The 20,860-nt window shown below is 57.9% G+C and carries 22 protein-coding genes and 1 tRNA gene; 17 read left to right on the forward strand and 6 right to left on the reverse strand.

What is annotated here, in order from left to right; translation table 11 throughout:
* Both aguA and ACA060_RS01285 read left to right on the forward strand, forming a co-directional pair.
* On the forward strand, positions 1-1,107 hold the full coding sequence (gene aguA, locus ACA060_RS01280; protein WP_497314959.1) for an agmatine deiminase: 1,107 nt from the start codon (positions 1-3) through the stop codon (positions 1,105-1,107).
* Positions 1,108-1,352: 245 nt separating this feature from the next.
* Entirely contained in the window at positions 1,353-1,565 is a 213-nt protein-coding gene (locus ACA060_RS01285) for a hypothetical protein (RefSeq protein WP_046045525.1), read from the forward strand.
* Between the two features lie 221 nt (positions 1,566-1,786).
* On the opposite strand, the gene ACA060_RS01290 is transcribed toward ACA060_RS01285, so the two are convergent.
* Positions 1,787-3,880: a TonB-dependent receptor gene (locus ACA060_RS01290; RefSeq protein ID WP_109627413.1), complete on the reverse strand. Its 2,094-nt coding sequence runs from the start codon at positions 3,878-3,880 to the stop codon at positions 1,787-1,789.
* A gap of 244 nt (positions 3,881-4,124) precedes the next feature.
* On the opposite strand from ACA060_RS01290, the gene ACA060_RS01295 reads away from it, so the two are divergent.
* The 6 genes from ACA060_RS01295 (at position 4,125) to ACA060_RS01320 (ending at position 8,708) form a co-directional block, all read left to right on the forward strand.
* The gene (locus ACA060_RS01295) at positions 4,125-4,739 is read left to right on the forward strand and encodes a DsbA family protein (RefSeq protein WP_497314961.1); all 615 of its coding nucleotides are present in this window, start codon (positions 4,125-4,127) and stop codon (positions 4,737-4,739) included.
* Between the two features lie 232 nt (positions 4,740-4,971).
* Positions 4,972-6,258 carry an OprD family porin gene (locus ACA060_RS01300; protein WP_497314963.1) on the forward strand — a complete coding sequence of 429 codons (1,287 nt, stop codon included), beginning with the start codon at positions 4,972-4,974 and terminating at the stop codon, positions 6,256-6,258.
* 231 nt (positions 6,259-6,489) lie between these two features.
* Entirely contained in the window at positions 6,490-7,239 is a 750-nt protein-coding gene (locus ACA060_RS01305; RefSeq protein WP_094469618.1) for a 2OG-Fe dioxygenase family protein, read from the forward strand.
* Positions 7,240-7,285: 46 nt separating this feature from the next.
* Positions 7,286-7,699 carry a GNAT family N-acetyltransferase gene (locus ACA060_RS01310; protein WP_178082335.1) on the forward strand — a complete coding sequence of 138 codons (414 nt, stop codon included), beginning with the start codon at positions 7,286-7,288 and terminating at the stop codon, positions 7,697-7,699.
* Positions 7,696-8,412 carry an AzlC family ABC transporter permease gene (locus ACA060_RS01315; RefSeq protein WP_497314965.1) on the forward strand — a complete coding sequence of 239 codons (717 nt, stop codon included), beginning with the start codon at positions 7,696-7,698 and terminating at the stop codon, positions 8,410-8,412. Before ACA060_RS01310 ends, ACA060_RS01315 begins: the two co-directional genes overlap by 4 nt.
* Positions 8,391-8,708, forward strand: coding sequence for an AzlD domain-containing protein (locus ACA060_RS01320; protein WP_497314967.1), 318 nt, complete (start codon positions 8,391-8,393; stop codon positions 8,706-8,708). Before ACA060_RS01315 ends, ACA060_RS01320 begins: the two co-directional genes overlap by 22 nt.
* On the opposite strand, the gene ACA060_RS01325 is transcribed toward ACA060_RS01320, so the two are convergent.
* Positions 8,625-9,551, reverse strand: coding sequence for a LysR family transcriptional regulator (locus tag ACA060_RS01325; protein ID WP_042932449.1), 927 nt, complete (start codon positions 9,549-9,551; stop codon positions 8,625-8,627). The two genes, ACA060_RS01320 and ACA060_RS01325, sit on opposite strands and share 84 nt — an antisense overlap.
* A 786-nt stretch (positions 9,552-10,337) precedes the next feature.
* On the opposite strand from ACA060_RS01325, the gene ACA060_RS01330 reads away from it, so the two are divergent.
* The 4 genes from ACA060_RS01330 to ACA060_RS01345 are packed head-to-tail and all read left to right on the forward strand — an operon-like array spanning position 10,338 to position 14,464.
* Positions 10,338-11,351, forward strand: a complete 1,014-nt coding sequence (locus ACA060_RS01330; protein ID WP_109627424.1) for a 2-keto-3-deoxygluconate permease — start codon at positions 10,338-10,340, stop codon at positions 11,349-11,351.
* A complete protein-coding gene (locus ACA060_RS01335) occupies positions 11,348-12,628 on the forward strand; it encodes a four-carbon acid sugar kinase family protein (RefSeq protein ID WP_497314969.1) in 1,281 nt (426 codons plus the stop codon). Before ACA060_RS01330 ends, ACA060_RS01335 begins: the two co-directional genes overlap by 4 nt.
* A gap of 5 nt (positions 12,629-12,633) precedes the next feature.
* A complete protein-coding gene (pdxA, locus tag ACA060_RS01340; RefSeq protein WP_497318152.1) occupies positions 12,634-13,635 on the forward strand; it encodes a 4-hydroxythreonine-4-phosphate dehydrogenase PdxA in 1,002 nt (333 codons plus the stop codon).
* A gap of 55 nt (positions 13,636-13,690) precedes the next feature.
* Positions 13,691-14,464: a DeoR/GlpR family DNA-binding transcription regulator gene (locus tag ACA060_RS01345; RefSeq protein ID WP_497314971.1), complete on the forward strand. Its 774-nt coding sequence runs from the start codon at positions 13,691-13,693 to the stop codon at positions 14,462-14,464.
* A 276-nt stretch (positions 14,465-14,740) separates the two neighbouring features.
* On the opposite strand, the gene ACA060_RS01350 is transcribed toward ACA060_RS01345, so the two are convergent.
* A complete protein-coding gene (locus ACA060_RS01350) occupies positions 14,741-15,064 on the reverse strand; it encodes a helix-turn-helix domain-containing protein (RefSeq protein WP_497314973.1) in 324 nt (107 codons plus the stop codon).
* A 220-nt stretch (positions 15,065-15,284) separates the two neighbouring features.
* On the opposite strand from ACA060_RS01350, the gene ACA060_RS01355 reads away from it, so the two are divergent.
* From ACA060_RS01355 to ACA060_RS01370, 4 genes are all read left to right on the forward strand, one after another.
* Positions 15,285-15,506: a tautomerase family protein gene (locus ACA060_RS01355; protein ID WP_077747530.1), complete on the forward strand. Its 222-nt coding sequence runs from the start codon at positions 15,285-15,287 to the stop codon at positions 15,504-15,506.
* Positions 15,503-16,159: a DsbA family oxidoreductase gene (locus tag ACA060_RS01360; RefSeq protein WP_497314975.1), complete on the forward strand. Its 657-nt coding sequence runs from the start codon at positions 15,503-15,505 to the stop codon at positions 16,157-16,159. Before ACA060_RS01355 ends, ACA060_RS01360 begins: the two co-directional genes overlap by 4 nt.
* Before the next feature lie 46 nt (positions 16,160-16,205).
* Complete coding sequence (locus tag ACA060_RS01365) at positions 16,206-16,916, forward strand: SDR family NAD(P)-dependent oxidoreductase (protein ID WP_497314977.1); 711 nt, start codon at positions 16,206-16,208, stop codon at positions 16,914-16,916.
* Between the two features lie 66 nt (positions 16,917-16,982).
* Positions 16,983-17,825 (forward strand): oxidoreductase, encoded by an 843-nt coding sequence (locus ACA060_RS01370; RefSeq protein ID WP_497314979.1) that lies wholly within the window; start codon positions 16,983-16,985, stop codon positions 17,823-17,825.
* Between the two features lie 152 nt (positions 17,826-17,977).
* Here ACA060_RS01370 and ACA060_RS01375 read toward each other — a convergent pair whose 3' ends face one another.
* Positions 17,978-18,184, reverse strand: a complete 207-nt coding sequence (locus ACA060_RS01375) for a hypothetical protein (RefSeq protein ID WP_497318154.1) — start codon at positions 18,182-18,184, stop codon at positions 17,978-17,980.
* A 436-nt stretch (positions 18,185-18,620) separates the two neighbouring features.
* On the opposite strand from ACA060_RS01375, the gene ACA060_RS01380 reads away from it, so the two are divergent.
* On the forward strand, positions 18,621-19,556 hold the full coding sequence (locus ACA060_RS01380) for an IS110 family transposase (protein ID WP_497312172.1): 936 nt from the start codon (positions 18,621-18,623) through the stop codon (positions 19,554-19,556).
* A gap of 115 nt (positions 19,557-19,671) precedes the next feature.
* Here the strand turns inward: ACA060_RS01380 and ACA060_RS01385 are convergent.
* Positions 19,672-19,747: transfer RNA gene (locus ACA060_RS01385), tRNA-Thr, on the reverse strand.
* 78 nt (positions 19,748-19,825) lie between these two features.
* A complete protein-coding gene (locus ACA060_RS01390) occupies positions 19,826-20,650 on the reverse strand; it encodes an FkbM family methyltransferase (protein ID WP_497314981.1) in 825 nt (274 codons plus the stop codon).
* Positions 20,651-20,860: the final 210 nt, after the last annotated feature.

Genomic DNA, 20,860 nt, shown 5'->3' on the forward strand with positions numbered 1-20,860 from the left:
ATGACCACTTTAAACAGCACCCCGCGCGCCGACGGCTTCTACATGCCCGCCGAGTGGGCGCCACAAACCCAGACCTGGATGATCTGGCCGGAGCGCCCGGACAACTGGCGCCTGGGCGGCAAACCCGCACAAGCCGCGCACGTGGCCGTGGCCAAAGCCATCGCCCGCTTCGAACCGGTGACCGTGGCGGTATCCGCCGGCCAATACGAAAACGCCCGTGCCCGTCTCGACGTGCCGAATATTCGTGTGGTTGAGATGTCCAGCGATGACGCCTGGGTTCGCGACACCGGCCCGACATTCGTCATCAATAACAGCGGCGAAGTCCGTGGCGTGAATTGGGACTTCAACTCGTGGGGCGGTTTCGATGGCGGCTTGTACTCGCCATGGAACCGTGACTCGCAGGTGGGCGGCAAGATCCTTGAGATCGAGCGCAGCCAGCGCTACCGCACCGAAGGCTTCGTGCTCGAAGGTGGTTCGATCCACGTCGATGGCGAAGGCACTCTGATCACCACCGAAGAATGCCTGCTCAACCGCAATCGCAATCCTCACCTGAACCGTGCAGACATCGAAGCGGTGCTCAGCGCCAACCTGGCTGTGGATAAAATCATCTGGCTGCCGGACGGTTTGTTCAACGACGAAACCGACGGCCATGTGGATAACTTCTGCTGCTACGTGCGTCCGGGCGAAGTATTGCTGGCCTGGACCGATGACCCGCAGGACCCGAACTACCCGCGCTGCCAGGCGGCGATGAAAGTGCTGGAAAGCAGCACCGATGCCAAGGGTCGCCCATTCACGGTGCACAAGATGCCGATCCCGGGGCCGCTGTACGCGACCGAGGAAGAGTGCGCCGGTGTGGACCCGGTGGACGGAACTCAGGAACGTAATCCGAGCGTGCGTCTGGCCGGTTCTTACGTGAACTTTCTGATCGTCAACGGCGGGATTATCGCGCCGAGCTTCGACGACCCATTGGACGGTCCTGCGAAAGAGATTCTGCAGACGCTGTTCCCGCAGCATGAAGTGGTGATGGTGCCGGGCCGCGAACTGTTACTGGGGGGCGGTAACATCCACTGCCTTACCCAACAACAGCCGGCGCCGCACAAGGAGTGAGTGGGGTTGTAACAGCCTGAACCGGTTGAAAAACCACCCAGGCACAGGTTTATCCCCGCCGTTCATCAAGAAGCCCGCAGCCCGAAAGGACTGCGGGCTTCTTTGTATCCGCTTGTCGACACTTGAGAAACATTGGCACAGCTCTTGTATCTGGCATGGGGTGAAACAGGGAGGGGGAGGACTTCGATGTTCTGTCATAAACCTTGGATAAGTTAGCCGCTCACAAACCGGGAGAGAGCGCCGAAATGAACGCCGAAATGAACGTAGTGAGCGAGCGGGCATTGCATCCCCTGGCAGTCAATAGCGAATCGCTCCAGGTTCTTGCGCACTGGTTGAAGTCCAATGGAACGCGTCAGATCAGAGAACCTGATCCGCGCCGGATGATGATCGAGCGTTACCCCGCTGGTTTATTCAGCGAGGCGGAACTGGAAGCGTTGTGGGATGTGATGGAAGGATAAGAAGAATAAACAAAGGATTGATAAAAGCGCTGCCGGGAGGGCGGCGCTTTTTTATGGGCGATGGTTTTTTGAAATACAGACTTTTGGTCACCACCAACCCCCTGTGGGAGCGGGCTTGCTCGCGAATTGCGGTAGATCATTCAGCATCTATGTTGACTGAACCACCGTATTCGCGAGCAAGCCCGCTCCCACAGGGGGTTGGTGTGGACATCCTGTGGTGTTTAGAAGCTATAGGTGCCAGTCACCACCAGGCTACGCGGTTCGCCTGGTTGTATCTGTGCGGCGCTGGTGGCCGACGAGTAATAGGTCTTGTCGCTGATGTTGTTCAGCGCCGCGCGCAAGTCCCAGTCCTTCTGCCGGAACCCGGCCAGTGCATCCCAACGGCCATAACCCGGCAGCACGACGGTGTTGAGGTTATCGGCATAACGCTGGCCGACCAGGGTCAACCCGGTTTCCGCATACCAGCCCATTTCCGGTTTCCAGGTCAGGAACAGGCTGCCGTTGTGCTTGGCCACGTTGCTGATGCGTTTGCCTTCAAAGCCGTTGTTGTCCTTCTCGACCGTCGCGTCTTGCACGCCGACGCCACCGCGCACGTACCAGTTGCCGGCGATTTTGCCGGTGCCGGTCAGCTCGATCCCGCGGGAACGTTGCAGGCCCGAGAGCAACGTGATGGTCGGGTTGAGCGGATCGCTGGTGCGACGGTTGTAGAGTTCCAGTTCGTAGATCGCGAGGGTGGTGCTCAGGCGGTCGTCGAGCCAGTCGCTCTTCACGCCGATTTCCTTCTGCTTGGTCAGCTCGGGGCTCAAGTCGTTGCTATTACCGGCAACACCCGGGGTGATGCCGATCAAGCCGCCGCCCACTGGCGAGAATGTCTTGGTCCAGGACGCATAGAACGAGTGATTCTGCAGCGGCGTCCAGACCAAGCCTACACGCGGGCTGGTGCTGTGACTGTCACGGTCTTCGGAAATGTTGCGCAGCTTGTTGGTCGATTCGATGTCGAAGGTGTCGTAGCGCAGACCGGCCAGCAATTGCCATTGGTCGTTCAGGCGCAATTGATCCTGTACGTACACCGCACGGCTTTCGACTTCCGTGTGGTTGTCGCTGGACACCTGCATGCGCCCGGTATGACGCAGATCGCGATTCGGGTTGTACAGGTCCAGCGCCGGCACCGGCGAGCTGCCCGGCCCGGAAGTGGCCGCGTTGTACAAGGTCGGATCGCGGCGCTGGCTGCCGATCTCGATACCGGTCAGCAAACGATGCTCCAGGCCGAAGGTGTCGAAACCTCCTTCCAGTTCGACGTTGTTATAGACGTTGCGGGTTGTCAGGTCCTGCTGCCAATGCTGACGCGTGACCTTGTTGGTGGCCGGGGAGTAACCAGTCAAATACGTGTTGTCGAAATCGCTGTCGAGCTTGAACACGCCCAGTGTGTGGCGCAGCTGCCAGTTGTCGCTGAGTTCATAGCTGAGTTTGGAACGCAGGGATTGCGATTTGTCGTCGATGAAATCGTGCTCGCTGCCATAGGTCGTATCGCGTCCTACGTCTGCCGGGCGTCCGTTGACGCCGGGGATGCCGCGATCCGGCGTTCGGTTGTAGCGGCTGTATTCGTACTGCACCAGCCAGTTCAGGTCCGGCGTCAGTTGCCAGCTCATCGACGGCGCGAACAGTTGGCGATTGCCGCTGACACCATCGCGGAAGCTGTTCTGATCCATGTTGCCCATATTCAGGCGCAGACTGATGTTCTCGGACGGATCGGTGCTGAGGTCAGCATAAAGGCTGCGCAAGTCATCGCTGCCGCCTTGGGCTTCGAGGGTCGAACGACGGCCGAACTCGGGCAGTTTGCTGACCCGGTTGACGATCCCGCCCTGGCTGCCACGACCGTACAGAACGGCCGCCGGGCCCTTGAGTACTTCGATGCGCTCGATGTTGTGCAAGTCGCGCACGTATTGGCTGTCGTCACGAATGCCATCGAGGTAGAAGTCGTTGCTGGCGTCGAAACCGCGGATGCGCAGGCTGTCGAAACGGGTGTCGGCGCCGCTGCTGACGTTGGGGATGCCACTCAACGCGGTGCCCAGGTCATTGGTGCCGTAATCCGAGACATTCGAAGTTTTCATCGAATCGATGGCCTGTGGCACGTAGCGTACCGGTGTCGCGGTGCGGGTTGCGGTGCTGGTTTCCTTCACTCGCGGATCGTCGACTTCTGCTTCGGCACTGATCGAGGTTTCGGGTAAAACGGTGGTCGCGGCGCAGGTGAAACCGGCAGACAGAAAAGCAGAAAGCCCAAGGGTGACGGGCGTAAGGCGGAAGGGGGCAGGCATCTGAAGCGCATCCGAAAGGGTTGAAGAATTCAAGGGTGCGAATGGTAATGCTTGCTATTTACTTTCGTTAATTATTCTTGAAAAGCACCGTTGTTTGATTGTTTCGAGTTGTGTCGAGATTGCTGCGGGGTCTCGGTGAGGGAATTCGCCCGATTCCTGAAACAGACTGAAAGTCATTCCAGCGTTTTTCCGCAACGGTCCGAGGATTAGTCTGCCGGCATCGAATTTTCCTGATGGCCCCCCTATGATCCTTCACTATATTTACGACCCTTTATGCGGCTGGTGCTACGGCGCCAAACCGCTGGTGCAAGCCGCCCAGGACGTGTTGCCGGTGATCGCCCACGGTGGCGGAATGATGAGCGGCGCCAACCGTCAAACCGTTTCACCACAGTTGCGCAACTACGTGATGCCCCACGACCGCCGCATCGCCGAGTACACCGGCCAGCCATTTGGCGAAGCGTATTTCGATGGGCTGTTGCGCGATGACACCGCTGTGTTCGATTCCACACCGCCGATTGCGGCAGTGTTGGCCGCCGAAGAGGTGGCGGGGCGCGGGCTTGAATTGCTGGGGCGTTTGCAGACGGCTCATTACGTGGAAGGTCGGCGCATCGCCGATCACGCGGTTTTGTTTGAACTGGCAAAGGACATAGGCCTGAAACATCAACCTTTTGAGGCCGCTTTCAACAGTGCCGATACCGATCAGCACATCAAGAGCAGTCGCGCCTTGTTGGCCAGAATCGGCGGACAGGGTTTTCCAACGCTGGCCCTTGAGCAAAATGGCCAATTCACGCTGGTCGATGTCAGCCCATGGCTCGGCAATCCGCAGGCCTTTGCAACCTGGCTTGCTCAGTTCGCTTAGACGTTTTCAGCCTATCGTTAGACGATTCATCAAATTGACACGGTGTTCTGGGCGCGGCTAGCATTCGTTCAACGCCTGTGGCTAACCGCCATGACTCATAAAACAATAAAAAGGCCCGCCACGTTTTTCTCGTGGGCGGGCCTTTTTGTTTTGGGGTGAAAAAAGAGTGCGATAGCGCCGTTTCAGCCGTTCGACACAGCGCGTATCAACCGGTAATAAGGAAAAGAACAAAATGTTGAATAAGCGAATCAGCCTGATCGCTCTGGGGATGTTGAGCGCTACACAGGCCATGGCTAACGACCAGGCCGAATCCAAGGGATTTGTTGAAGACAGCAGCCTCAAAGTGCTGCTGCGCAACGCCTACATCAATCGTGATTACAAAGACGGTCGTGCGGACAAAGCCGAATGGGGCCAAGCGGCCATCGGCACGTTCTCGTCCGGCTTCACCCAAGGCACGGTCGGTGTCGGTGTGGATGCTTTCGGTCTGTACGCATTGCGCCTGGATGGCGGCAAGGGTCGCACCGGCGCACAAGGCATCGACTTCTTTAAAAAGGGCGACAGCGGCAACGCGGCTGACGACCTGTCGAAGGGCGGCGCAGCGGTCAAATTCCGTCTCTCCAGCACCACGCTGACCTACGGCGACCAGATGCCGGCTCTGCCGGTGCTGAGCTACGACAACGTGCGCCTGCTGCCAGAAAGCTACACCGGCACTTTGATCACCTCCCGGGAGATCAAAGGCCTGGAGCTGAACGCCGGTCGCTTCACCGCCGAATCGCGCAAAAGCGCTGAAGGCCGTGACAGTGGCGGCCTGAAGTCGATCAACGTGTTGGGCGGTAGCTACCAGTTCACCGAACAATTCAAGGCTGCGGTGTACGCCTCCGACGTCGAAGACGTGTTGAAGAAGCAATACGTGAACGCCAACTACGTGTTCCCGATCGACAAGGATCAGTCCCTGACCCTGGACTTCAACGGCTACCGCACCAAGCTGGATGATGCCTACGTCCGCGAAAGCGGCGCTACCGGCGACGACAACAAAATCTGGAGCCTGGCTGCGACTTTCGCCACCGGCCCGCACTCGTTCACCCTCGCTCACCAGCGCAGCACTGGCGACAGCAACCTGGGCTACGCCTACGGCGGTTACCAGAAGGGTCAAGGTCGTGTTGGTGACGGCGGCAACACCATCTACCTGGCGAACTCCTACTGGTCCGACTTCAACGCCGAAGACGAGCGCAGCTGGCAGTTGGGCTACGGTCTGGACTTCAGCACCTTCGGTATTCCGGGGCTGAGCTACAACTTCGCTTATGTGCGCGGTGACAACATCACCACGTCCACCAGCGAAGGCGGCACCGAGCGCGAAATCTTCAACCAGTTCAAGTACGTCGTGCAAAGCGGCCCGGCCAAAGACCTGAGCGTGAAACTGCGCAGCTCGATCCTGCGTGTCTCGCAGAAATCCAGCGAGTACAACGTCAGCGGTAACGAAGTGCGTGTGTTTGTGGATTACCCGATCAACATCTTCTGATGATCGATTGAGTGTTCAACACTCGCTGAAAAACCCCGAATGGCTCGGGGTTTTTTTTGCCTGACAACCATCGAAAAACGCATAAAACGGCCATTTTCGATCGTAAAAAGTCGAATTAAAGCAACGTCATCCTCCGTTTCAAACAGCGCTTGATATGCCTCAAATTCTTTCTCATGGACGTAAATCCTGTGCTCTCTAGATTAGGCAGCTAAATGCACGGAGATTTTTAAAATGATCGTTTTGAACAAAGAAGTGGGCGAATTTCTACGGCGTGACAAATATGCCAACGTCCGGGGTGCTGACTTCAATCTCTTCGGTCATTTCAACGATTTCGTCAGATTGACCAGAAGTTGGGAAAACATGGAGCCGGACAGTTACTACGGTCAGGCCGAAGCGGGCATGCGTTATCGCCGCTACAGCGATTTCGAATACAACCCGGTCACGCGCGACCTCAAGCAACTGGAACACCGCGCCTATGTTCAGTCCAAGGCGAACAACAGCTACGTGGGCGGGATGGTTCGGCACTTCCAGGATTTCTCCGATGAAATCATCAGTTCGCCGGTGATGCGCAGCCTGATCGACACCGACTTCGAAGTGTACAAAAACGTTTTGCCACCTGAGTTGCACGACGAAATCTGGCAATGCCAGATTCATCAGATCCGCATCGAGATCAAGCCGGGCAAACAACTGGAAATCACCCCGGAAGGGATTCACTGCGACGGTTATCCGTTCAGCGGCGTGCACTTCTGGGGACGCAATAACGTTGAAGGGGCAGAGAGCCGTTTGTACGACACCGAAAACCAGGAACACCTGGCCTCGACGACGTATCAGGAAATCCTCGACACCACCTACTTTCTCGATCGCGACATGCGTCACTACGTGACACCGGCACGCAATACCCATTCTCACGACATGGCGTACCGGCAGATTCTGGCGATCTCTTTCTCGCGGCCCGGGACCGCTTTTGACATTGTTCGCTGAACAGTACAACGCCGTAAGCAGCCTCGCCGAGTGCCCCGCACCGGTGATGCTGCGGCGTACGACAGCCAAGGATGCACAGCGCCTGGAACGCTTCTTTCGACAATTCGAAGAGGTGTCTTTCTGTGAATGGCAGGACGCCAAATGCCTGCGCGGTGTGCTGGTGCAGAAAACCACCACCGCGTTTATCGCACTGGATGTCAGCGGCGAAATCGTCGGTGCAGTGTTGGGCGGAATGCTCGGTAGTCGCGGCACGATCAACCACCTCGCCGTGAGCCCGGATTACCGCAGCCAGGGCGTCGGTCAACGCCTGGTTGAAGCGGCATCCTCGGACATGAAACGCGTGGGTGTGCTGCGCATGTTCCTGTTTGTCGACGATGCTAACCTTGCCGGCCAGCGCTTCTGGAGTGCCCAGGGTTTTTGCGAACCGCGCGGTGAAAGAACATTTGAGAGGGACCTATGAATGAGACGTCCAGCAGCCAGCCGCTGATGGTCGAGCCGCATGCTTCGCGCACCTTCGCCGAAGCCAGCCCGGTGGTTGCGGGTTACTTCACGGTGTCGTTTGTGTTCGGTTTGATGGCGGTGAATGCCGGGTTGCCCGTGTGGCTGCCGGTCGCCATGTGCCTGTTCGTGTATGCCGGCGCTTCGCAGTTTGCCGCCCTGGCGTTGATTTCCAGCGGTGCTTCGCTCACCACTATCATCCTCACCACGTTTCTGATCAACGCGCGGCACATGCTGATGTCGGTCTATATGGCCAAGGCGTTGCAAGCGATGGGGCTCAGTCGAATGGAGCGCTGGTGTTACGCGGGCGGGCTGACCGATGAGTCGTTTGCCTTCCACAGCGTCAAGTTGGGCAAGGGCACGCCCGTCAACGTGCGCTACCTGATCGGTTTCAATCTGTATTGCCACACTTCGTGGGTGCTCGGCGGTTTGCTGGGGGCGATTTGCGCGCAGTACGCGGCGCACTTGATCCAGTATCAGCTCGACTACGCGCTGACCGCGATGATGCTCTACGTGCTGGTGTCGCTGTGCAACACGCGTAATAAACTCATCGCCGCACTGGCCGCTGTCGCCTGCATGGGCGTACTGAGCCTGGTCGGCAGTTCGCCTTTCAACGTCTTCATCGCCACATTCGTCGGCTGCGGGGTGGGTGTATGCCTGACCAAACGTTCCTGATTCTGGTGGTCGTGCTGATGATGGCCGTGACCTTTCTGCCGCGCGCATTGCCGCTGCAAGTGAGCACCGACCATTGGCCGCCCTTCGTCGCCCGGGCGCTGGAATACCTGCCGGTGGCGATCGTCGCTGCAATCAGCCTCACGCCGTTGTTGATCAAGGATCAGCACGTGCAGCTCGATCGCCCGGAATTTTATGCCGCGATTCCGACGTTGTTATGTGCGTATTTCAGCAAAAACCTCTTTCTCTCCGTTGCGGTGGGAACGGCTGCGTACATTGCGCTCGGCTCGTTCATGTAGCGGGAGGTCGACCACATCGTGCAAGGCCTGACCCGACAACTCTGGATTATTGATCGCCAGCCGCACTTCGAGGGCGTCCTCGAAACCGGGGAAAATCGTCAGGCCATTACGCTGGGCCGCATCCCGCGAGACCATGCCGAGGCCGTCCATCTGCGTGATCAACGACAGCGTCAGGGTTTCGCTGCACGAATAGACCATCCGCTTGCCCGACTCGTAATTGCCCAGGCCTGCGTCGAGAAAGCGCAGGAAGCTGTGGGAATACGGACAATCGTCCGCCGGGCGCACCTGAAATTTGTTGCCGAGCAACACCAGCGGATCATGTTCCTGACCGCAATGCGCACCGACCACCTGCACCTGGACCTCGGGCAGGATGATGCTGGGCAGCCCCGGCTTCTGCGGACCGATCAGCACCGCCAGGTCGAAGTCTTCGTTCTTCAGCTTACTAAGGTTTTCCATCGACTCGGCGTAGCTGAATTCCAGCTGATAGTCGGGAAACACCTCGATCAGGCGTCCGATCATTCGCCGATTGAAGTCAGCCGACAGCGTCGTGTTCAGCGCCACCTTGAGCGTGCGCTGCCCCGGCACCTTCAGCGCAGCGACTTTTTCTTCCAGTTGCCGCGTGGCAACCAACACCTTGTCCATGTAAGGCGTGAGTTCCGTGCCCTGGGTCGTCAGGGTCAACCCCTTGTTGGAGCGACGAAACAACCGAAAACCAAACTGCTCTTCGACCTTGTTCAACTGCGCGGCCAACGCCTGCACGGTTAAACAGGAATGCTCTGCCGCCGCCGACAAAGAGCCGGTCTGCACAATGCGCATCAGGTTGCGTAAGGTTCTGCTATCCATTGGGTAATGCCCTCTAAAGTGGGCTGGCTATTGTTGAGTACCTGGCCGCCGGTTGGGCGATACGTGCTGGCTATAATCCTGCACATGAACACGCTTGTCCCGAGTTTAGTAGCGAAATGATGCTGCGTCCGATGGCTGGAGGCTTACATAGAGTCGAGGTTTTTGGGGAGGGGTGGGTGATCGGGGTCAAAAAAATGCTCGGACCGGGAGGTTTGGGCATTTTTTTTGTTGAAACTCACTGCGTTGTGGGGTTTTTCCTGCGAAAGAAGCACGAGAATTTTGCCAGCAGTTCGACTCGATTGAGGACATGCAGAGGTGAAAGCGAAACGGGAGGCAAAGCCCTGACTGGTTCGGGGCTTTTTTTCGCCAATAAAAAAGCAGCCTGAGAGACTAATGCCAGCCAATTAAGCCGTAACGCGATGGGTAGCAGCTGGCGCAGCCTGCGTCCGGCTGCGCAGCAGTCGTAAAATCAGACAATGGGTGTTTCAGGAAGACCGCAAATTCAGGTTTTACGACTGCTACGCAGCCGGACGCAGGCTGCGCCAGCTGCTACAAAAATTGCATTGCCGCGGAAATTGCTTTCAATGGGCGTTGTGCCAGCGAGGGCATGTCATTCCGAGGTTTTCTTCCTTCACAAATGATCAAAACGATCATTTGAATGATTGGTTTGCGCAATTCAGGACGATCACCTAAGATAATTTTGACTGGATCAATCATAAAATGATCGAACCAGTCAGTTTTCGAGGTGATAAACGTCTTACCAAACAATTATAAAAGGAGACCCTCGTGGCCCAAATTCCTATCAAACGCACCATTGAACGCATCCCTGGCGGCATGATGATTGTCCCGCTGCTGATCGGTTCGCTGGTGGCTACATTCCTTCCCGACACACCAAAGTTTTTCGGCTCCTTCACCAATGCGCTGTTCACTGGGGCGTTACCCATCCTCGCGGTGTTCTACGTTTGCATGGGCGCGAGCATCAATATCAAGGCCACGCCTTATCTGCTGAAAAAGGGCGGCACGCTGCTCATCACGAAAGTCGGCATCGCCGTGCTTATCGGCATTGTGCTCGGGCATTTCCTCGGCGAGCAGCCGATTTCATCGGGTCTCTTCGCCGGTATATCGACGCTTGCAGTGGTCGCCGCGATGAACGACACCAACGGCGGCTTGTACATGGCACTGATGGGGCAATACGGTCGATCTGAAGATGTCGGCGCCTACTCGGTCATGTCCCTGGAGTCCGGGCCTTTCCTGACGATGGTCACTTTGGGCATTGCCGGCTTGTCAGCCTTCCCGTGGCCGACGCTGGTGGGCAGCATCCTGCCACTGGCCCTCGGCATGCTGTTGGGTAACCTCGACCGTGACATGCGCGACTTTCTGGCCAAGGCCGTTCCAGTGATGATCCCGTTCTTCGCCCTGGCACTCGGCGCCAGCCTGGACTTGCATAACGTCTGGCAGGCCGGCTTGTTGGGTCTCGGCATGGGCGTTGCGGTGGTTGTGCTGACCGGCATTCCGCTGTTCTTCGCCGATCGTTTGACCGGTGGCACGGGCGTCGCGGGTGTTGCCGCAGCCACCACTGCCGGGAATGCCGCCGCCGTTCCGGCGCTGATTGCAGCGGCCAATCCGGTGTACGCCGAAGCGGCCAAGAGTGCGACGATTCTGGTAGCCGCCTGCGTCGTGGTCACTGCAATTCTCGCACCGCTGCTCACCGCCGCCGTCGCCAAACGCGTGCAGCAGCGCAACCCGGTCGTCATACCCGAGCCGGAGATCGCGCCGCAAAAGCAGGAGGCGTTGCGATGAGGATTCTGATCATCGCTGACGATCTGTCCGGCGCGGCGGATTGCGCCATCGGTTTCGCGAGCGTGGGGATGCAAACCGTCGTCACGCTCGACCCTCTGAATGACAAGGCCGACGCTCAGGTGATTGCCGCCGATACGGACACTCGGCGTCTCTCCCCGGCGCGGGCTGCCGAGCGCACCGTCGCCACGTTCAAGGCGCTGCACCAACCTGGGCAGCGGCTGTACAAGAAAATCGATTCAACGCTACGCGGCAACTGGGCGGCCGAAGTTGCCGCCCTGCAACCGCTGGCCGGCCTGGCCATTGTCGCCCCGGCGTTCCCCGCCACCGGGCGTACGCTGCGCGGCGGTCGGGTGTTCGTGAACGGTCAGCCGCTGGAAACCACAGATACCTGGAAACTGGAAAACGCTGACCGTCCTGCGGATGTTGAAGCGATGCTCGTTGCCGCCGGCCTGAGCACCGCGAAGCTTGACCTAGACACCTTGCGCGGCAACGAAAAAGCGCTCGAGCGGCACATTGCTGAAATTGCCGGCAATGGCACCCAGGCATTGATCGTCGATGCGCAAACTGAAGACGATCTGCTGACCCTCGCTCGGCTGACCGCATCGATGGAGCAGCCGCTGTTCTGGATCGGTTCGGGTGGCCTTGCACGGGAAATTGCCAGCCTTCCTGATTTCTCTGAGGTACGTTCCACGGCCAGCGAACCGACAGCGCAGGGAAAAAGCCAGGCGCCGATTCTGATCCTCGTCGGCAGCCTATCCGGCGTCTGCGAGCGGCAGTGCGCTTTGCTCAAAGAACGAGGCGGCGTCAGCGAATTGGTTGTCCCGCCAGAAGTCCTTCGCCAAGGCACAACCCATGACGACTGGGCGCTCTGGCAATCGCGCATCGGCGAACAATTGGACGGCTGGAGTGACCTGCTGCTGCGCATCGGCCGCGATGAAGCGTTCGATCCCCAGGAGGGCGCGCAACTCTCAACCATGCTGGCCGTATTGGTCGAACCGCACTTCGCCAGAGTCGGCGGCCTGATCGCCACGGGCGGTGAGACGGCGCGGGCCATCTTGACCACCGTCGGCATCGACAGCCTGCAACTGCTGACCGAAATCGAAGCCGGCGTCGCCTTCGCCCGCCCGACCGTTTCCCGCCAGGGCCATCGCCCCGGCATCGTCACCAAGGCCGGCGCGTTCGGCACCGACAACGCTTTGTATGCGGCGTGGCAGCACTTGAGCGCTTGCGCCGATCGCTCCCCGCCCCAACGCACACGAATCCAAGGACTCGAATGAACACTATGAGCAACTACCTGCCCATCATCGGCATCACCATGGGCGACGCCACCGGTGTCGGCCCGGAAATCATCGTCAAGAGCCTGACTCATGACATCGTCTACCAACAATGCCGGCCCCTGGTGATCGGCGATGCACGCCGCCTCGAACAGGCCAACGTCATCGTTGGTGGCAGCGCCAAAGTACGCCGCATCGAAGACGCCTCCCAAGCCTTGTACGAAGCCGGCACCATTGACTGCATCGACCTCGACCTGATTCCCGACGACCTGCCGTTCGGCGAACTGTCGCCCATCGCCGGTGACGCCGCTTTTCAATACATCGCCCGCGCCGTGCAACTCGCCGAGGCCAGCCAGATCGATGCGATCTGCACCGCGCCGCTGAACAAGGAAGCGCTGCACGCCGGCGGCCACAAATACCCTGGCCACACCGAAATGCTCGCGCACCTGACCAACGTCGACGAAGTGTCGATGATGCTCGTGGCGCCGCAACTGCGCGTGATTCACGTCACGACCCACATCGGCATCATCGACGCGATCCGCAAGATCGAGCCGGGCCTGGTCCAGCGCACCATCGAGCGAGGTAACGCGACACTGATCAAGGCCGGCATCGCCAGACCGCGAATCGGCGTGTGCGGGATCAACCCCCATGCCGGTGAAAACGGCTTGTTCGGCTACGGCGAAGAGGAAGAAAAAATCATCCCGGCGGTGAAGCTGCTCCAGGAACGCGGCCTCGACGTCACCGGCCCACTGCCCGCCGACACCCTGTTCTTTCGCGCCGGACGCGGCGACTTCGATCTGGTGGTGGCGATGTATCACGACCAGGGTCACGGCCCGGTCAAAGTGCTCGGACTTGAAGCCGGCGTAAACGTCACCGTGGGTCTGGACGTGATCCGTACCTCGGTCGACCACGGCACGGCTTTCGATATCGCCGGCAAAGGCATCGCCGATGAACGCAGCCTGCTCGAAGCGCTGCGCCAGGGCGCCGAGCTTGCCACGCGACGGGGATGAGTCGCGTGGGTGCTGTCGTGTAAGATCGACCCCCGTCCACACAACGAGACCCGCCATGAAAGCCTCCGAACGCCACCGCGCCATCCTCGATCTCGTACGCATTGGCGATGCCAACGTCGAGCAATTGAGCGCGGCACTCGGAGTCTCGGAAGCCACGGTGCGACGCGACCTGACCATGCTCGCCAAACAGCGGCATCTGGTGCGGACCTATGGCGGCGCCACTTCAGTTGTCGGCGTTCACGAACCGGAAGCTTCGCTTGAAGAGCGCAAGACATCGCAGTGGGAGCAGAAAGACGCCATCGCCCAGGCTGCGGCCGCTCATGTTCAGGATGGCGATACCGTGCTGCTCGACGGCGGCACCACGTGTGCTGCGCTGGCCCATCATCTTTGCTCGCGACAAGACGTGCATGTAGTGACCAACAATTTGCTCGCCGTGATGACCTTGGCCAATGCGCCGGGCGTGCGGCTGACTTTGATCGGCGGTGATTTGCGCGGTTCGAGCATGAGCACGCTGGGGCCGTTGGCGGAACTGACGTTGAGTCGGTTGAGTGTCGATAAGGCCTTTCTGGGTGCGGATGGCGTGGTTGCGGAGTTTGGGTTGTGTGAGGCGAGTGCGCAGCAGGCGTATCTCAAGGAATGCATCATCAAGCGAGCGGCGCAGATTGTTGTCCTCGCTGACACTGACAAATTGGGTCGTGCCCGGCAGCAGCACTGGACGCCGATTGAGCGGGAGTGGCGGTTGATTACCGGTGCCACCGCGGATGAGGCGGCGCTTGCACCGTTTTATGCGCTGAAGCAGATCACTGTGGAGACAGTAGACGTCGCTTGATCGCTCACCTCCGTGGCGAGGGAGCTTGCTCCCGCTGGGCTGCGCAGCGGCCCCAAAAATCTGCGAAGCAACACCGTTTGTTTGCATTCAAGAAGTAGCAATCGCCCTTGCGATAGACTCATGTCGCAAAAATCCAATTTCGGCGACACGTTTCGCCAACATGTCGTCAGCGGCGACACGTTCCAAAGACGTGTCGCAAAAAGTAAAAAATTGCGACACGTAACAACGCGTACTACATCAGAAGTAGCCAAGTCCTACCGAAAAGTCCCACAACATTTAGCGGTCGCGAGCATATGAAATAACGATCTGAGGCATTGCCCCAGCATCGTTGGACGGTAAGGTAAACGTGGTGCGAAAGCCGAGTTTATCCAGCATGTCCATCATTGCATCGATTGTGAATTTCTCGATCTTGCCAGTGGTGAGCTCTGAGATGCGCGACTGGGTCACGTTCAACCTGGCTGCAGCCTCACCCTGTTTTAGGCCAAGGGTCTTGATGCAATCAGTGATGAAAATCGATAGTTCCATCTTCAGAGCAATTTTGCTGGCGACTGATTTTTCGTGCGAGACATGGAATGGGCTGTCGAAAAAATGAACTGCCATGTACGGCTCCCTCCTTTGAGTTATCTAAAATTTTCGATAAACGCAGGCTATCCGATGAATCCTTTTGAAGGCAAACGGGTTGTGTCCGCGTGATGGAATAAATTACACCAAGTAACTAATGATGTTCCCGTCCCCACCTTTATCCCCTCCAGCTAACTCCCTACATTGAGCTCCAACGCCGACCCATTCATTCCGAAGGGAAGGTCACTGGAGATTCCTCATGCCTTTCGTAAGCGTACGCATCACCCGCGATGGCGTTACCTCTGAGCAGAAAGCTCAGGTGATCGCCGAAATCACTGAAACCCTGGAACGCGTCCTGAAGAAGGATCCGCACCTGACCCACATCGTGATCGAAGAAGTCGACACCGATAACTGGGGCTACGCCGGCATCACAACCACCCAGTATCGAAAGCAGCTGGCTGAGGCGGAGGACAAGTCATGACCGCGACCGTCTCCATCGATTTCATCTCCGACGTGGTGTGCCCTTGGTGTGCCTTGGGTGCGACGGCGCTGGAGCAGGCGATCGAGAACGTGGCCGGTGAAATTTCGGTGGAGCTGACCTACAAGCCTTTCGAGTTGAACCCGGACATGCCGGCGGTCGGTGAAAAAGCGGTCGAGCATTTGATGCGCAAATATGGACGCACCGCCGCAGACGTCGCCGCCGGCAAGGCGATGCAGATCGAACGTGGCGCGGCCCTGGGTTTCAAGTTCGATCTGGAGAAGCGTACCCACTTCTACAACACGTTTGATGCACATCGGTTGCTGTTGTGGGCGTTGCAGGAAGGGCGGCAGGTCGCTCTCAAGAAAATCCTGCTCCGCGCTTACTTCACCGACGGCCAGAACCCGAGCGATCGCGAGACGCTGGTTCGTCTGGCGGCTGAAGCGGGACTGGATGCGGCGTCTGCTCAAGAAGTGTTGGCCTCCGGCGCATTTGCCAAAGAAGTGCGTGAGCTTGAAGCGTTTTACCGCCAGCACGGCATCAACTCGGTCCCGGCCATGGTGCTGAACGGTCGTCACCTGGTGTCTGGTTCGCAGTCGGTCGAGTACTACGAACAAGTGCTGAGACAAATGGCCAAGGCCCCCGCCGAAGCCTGATTTTTACTTACTTTTTCAAACCATTCTTAATTAGTAGAGGTTCATCATGAGCAATTCGAAAAAAGTCATCGTTATCACTGGCGCATCCCAAGGTCTCGGCGCAGGCATGGTCAAAGCCTTCCGCGAACTGGATTACAAAGTCGTCGCCACTTCGCGTTCGATCAAGCCGTCCACCGACCCGGACATCCTCACCGTGGCGGGCGACATCGGCAATCCGGAAGTCGCGCAACAAGTTATCCGTGAAGCCATCGCACGTTTTGGCCGCATCGACACACTGGTCAACAACGCCGGTATCTTCATCGCCAAGCCGTTCACCGCTTACACCGCCGAAGACTACGCCAACGTCCTGTCTGTGAACCTGAATGGTTTCTTCTACATCACCCAACTCGCGATCACCGAGATGGAAAAACAAGGCAAAGGCCACGTCGTCAACATCACCACCAGCCTGACAGATCACGCAATTGACGGTGTGCCGTCGGTATTGGCCTCGCTGACTAAGGGTGGTTTGAACTCTGCGACCAAGTCCTTGGCGATTGAGTACGCCAAGCGCGGGATTCGGGTGAATGCGGTTTCCCCTGGCATCATCAAGACCCCGATGCACGGCGAAGAAACCCATGCAGCGCTGGGCAGTCTGCACCCGGTCGGCCACATGGGCGACATCAGCGACATCGCTCAAGCGGTTGTGTATCTGGATAATGCCAACTTCGTCACCGGCGAAATCCTGCACGTCGATGGCGGTCAGAGCGCTGGTCACTAAGACCTCGTTGACTTGTCCACAGCGCCGTCGATCACTATCGACGGCGTTTTTATTGGAGAACGCAGCATGAACACCCACGTTCACAAGGTTTTCCTGATCACCGGCGTCAGTTCAGGTTTCGGCCTGGCCTTTTCGCAAGCAGCGCTGGCGGCGGGGCACACGGTGGTTGGCACGGTGCGGCGCGAATCCGAGCGTGCCGCGTTCGAAGCGCTGGACGCCCATCGAGCTAAAGCGATCGTGCTCGACGTCACCGATTTTCCGGCCATCGAGCCGTTGGTGGCCGAAGTCCTGCGCGAGGTGGGGCAAATCGACGTGTTGGTGAACAACGCGGGCTATGGTCATGAAGGCATTCTCGAAGAGTCGCCGCTGACTGAAATGCAGCGCCAGTTCGACGTCAATGTGTTTGGCGCGGTGGCAATGATGAAAGCGGTGCTGCCCGGCATGCGCGAACGGCGTAGCGGGCATATCGTCAACATCACCTCCATGGCCGGCTTCATCACGTTACCGGGCATCGCTTACTACAGCGGCAGCAAATTCGCACTGGAAGGCATCAGCGAAGCGCTGGCTAAAGAAGTCGAAAGCCTGGGCATTCACGTAACCGCCGTGGCACCTGGCTCATTTCGTACCGAATGGGCGGGGCGCTCGATGATCCGCTCCGGTCGCACTTTGAGTGACTATGACGCGGTGTTCGATCCGGTGCGCAAGGCGCGGGAAGAGAAGAGTGGCAAACAGGCCGGTGATCCGCACAAAGCGGCGCAGGCGTTGCTGACCTTGGTCGCTGCCGAAAAACCGCCGGTTCATTTGTTGCTGGGTAAGGATGCGGTGAGGCTGGTGCGTGAAAAGATTGCGCAGTTGCAGGGGGAAATTGATGCTTGGGAGCATCTTTCGGTTTCTACGGAGTTTGAGTGATTGATGGCCGGTGTATAAAAATCCAGAACCCAGAAACAACAAAGCCCTCGTATTTCTACGAGGGCTTTGTTTTGTGGTGTCGGCAATAGATCTGAAAATCATTTGGGCGCCCCCCTCCTCTCGTAGGAGGCGAGTGATTCCATTCGCTACAGTCAGAAAAGCGCCACGTCTTCTTCGTCGGGGACTTCGTCCGTAACAATCACTCGTGCGTGTGCACTGTGCTCGTCCTCCATGCGCAACCCGAAGTAGCGGGTATCGTTGGCGTCCCAAAATGCCTCTATCTGCGCCATGGGTGCATGTTCAAGCAGCACCTCGGCGCTGTGCTCCAGGATGATCGAGTAACGTCGTTCGGTGTTCATTACAAAGGGGCTCGCAACGGCGGAGAGAAATGGCAGGTTGTGCATAAGCACTGCTGTCATTATGCCGCCTCACTGATTTTCAACCGTAACCGCTCATCGTTTCGGTGAGGTATGTAGATGCGCGGTACCAGAATTGGATGCATCGATTCCGCACGCAAGTATCTTGGAAAAGCAGCTTTTGTCTTGGTCAGTAGAGCGTCGTTGGGTTTGACGGACTCATCGCGAGCAGGCTCGCTTGTATGTTTAGACTTGAAGGGGTGGGTGGGACTACAGACTCGATTCTGACTCTGACCAGTACAGACTGTGGGAGACTTCTCGTCCCGCCCCTTCTACCCAAAGCGCCGATAAGGAATTCATCGGTAAACCGACGATAGAGACAAGCCAGCGCAACGGTAGACCCCAACAAGCACTTAAACCCTAGCTCCGAGGATTCGTCATGACAATCCTTACTTCGCAGACGGTTGTTGGTATCGATATCGCCAAGGCCCAAATTGCTGTCTATCGCACCGACCTGCAAATCATTCAAGACATCAAGAACGATCGAACCGCCCTCAAGCGTTGGCTTAAAACCCTGCCTGCCCAAAGCGCTATCGCCGTTGAAGCCACCAACATCTACCACTTGGACACGGTAGAGCTGGCCCATGAGATGGGTCATCAGGTCTACGTGGTGGATGCTTATCGCGTGAGTCATTACCGCCGTGGCGTTGGCCAACGAGCCAAGAACGATCCCTGCGATGCGCGTTTGCTGGCGCGTTACCTGGAGAATGAACAAAGCAAACTGCGGGTCTGGAGCCCGCCACCCAAGGCCTACAGCTCGCTGAAAAGCCTGCTTCACAGACGTGCAACGCTGATCCAGAACCATGCTGGGCTGATGTTGAGTTGGGCCAATGAACCCTTGTTGAAGAAAGTGCAGGTCGCTCAGCAGAAGGCGTTCAAGCAAGCGGATCAGGCGATTCAGAAACTGCTGCGCAAGGTCAGCAAAGAGGCGGGAATTGAGGCGAATATTGATCGCTGCAAAGCCATCGAAGGCGTTGGGGAACTGACCGCAACCGGGTTGGCGACGACCTTTATGCGGGGCGATTTTGCGAACAGCGATGCGTTCATCGCATTCCTGGGAATGGACTTGGCAGTCGAAGACTCCGGCAAGAAGAATGGGCAGCGGTACCTGACCAAAAAAGGAGATCCGGAGGTTCGTCGTTTGGCGTACAACGCCGCAATGGCGGCGTGTCGCTCGCCTAAATGGAGGCCGTTTTACGAGGCATACCTGGCTAGAGGCTTCTCGAAAACCCAGGCCTTGGTTGCCTTGGCCCGAAAGCTCTGTCGAGTGGCATTTGCCCTGATGAAAAATCAGAGCGAATACCTGTCAGCCTGAGAATTCAGGGTTGCCGGGCAACATAGAATCTCCCACAGGTTCCAGTGTGTGGACGAAAAGTGGACGTTCCAGAAACAACAAAGCCCCTGCATTTCTGCAGGGGCTTTGTTTTGTATGGTGCCGGCACCAGGAGTCGAACCCGGGACCTACTGATTACAAGTCAGTTGCTCTACCAACTGAGCTATACCGGCGTGTTAGGGCGAAGATTATAGCGATTGGATTGGTTCTGTAAACCCCTGAATTCAGACTATTTTTACGCAGCCTTCAAGTCAGGCGCGGAGCAGGGTTTTCTTGAGTTTCTGAAGAGCTTTCCAGGTGCGGCTGTTTTGCATCGCTCGCAGCTGCGCTTCGGCCTGTTCGGCGCGTTGCACAGCGGCGGCGAGCTGGTGTTCGGCGTCGCTGACGGGGTGGCTGAAGTTGTGGCCTTTACAGAACTGGAACTCGTCCAGGTTGCACGGCGGGATGTCGAAGGCGGGTTTGAGGTTCAGGTGTTCTTCGGCGAGGTAGTAAGTGTTGATGCCGTCGAACAGGATGGAGTGGTAGCCGGCGCCGGTGACGAGGGTTTCCCAGACTTGGTCGCGGTCCCACGGGGTTTCGATGAGGATGATCCACGGACGCCATTGGGTGAAGTCCATGCCGCGCAGGACGGTTTCTTCGTGGCCTTCGACGTCGATTTTCAGGAAGTGAATCTCGCGGCCTTGGGCGTGTTCTTCGCAGATGGAGGTCAGGGTGCGGGACTGGACGGTTTGGCTGCGCACGTCCATGCCGGCGTCTTTGTGCATTTGCGCCATCGCCGGGTCCAGTGTCGAGAGGCCGGTACCGGCGATGCCATAGAAGGTCAGGTCGTCGGCGCTTTCGCCGGCCACGCATTGCAGGTTGGTGTCGTTGGGGCGTTCCTGGCACAGGGCGTCGTAGTAAATGGGCATCGGTTCGACATTGATGCCAGTCCAGCCACGGTCATAGAAAGCTTTGGTCACGGAGTCGTGGGTGGGGTGGTTGGCGCCGACGTCGATGTAGAAGCCGTCTTCCACGGTTTTGAGGGCGCGCCACAGGCGTATGTCTTCGAAATTCTGTGCGTAAGAAATGAACGTCACTGTGGCTTCCTGTCTGTCAGAGATTTCTTGTTCTTCGGCGCGCTGTTGGCGCTCCTGTCTGCCTGTATAACAAGGGTGGTCGCGGCACGCAATTTTCCGCCGAGCGCGACCGGGTTTCGGCGGTTATGTCGTTTTCGTCTGATGCTTATGCACAACGGGCGTACTCAGAAACGGCGCTCATGACTTTTTTGTGGACCCGTTCTCATTTGT

Source organism: Pseudomonas sp. LBUM1671 (assembly GCF_059695685.1).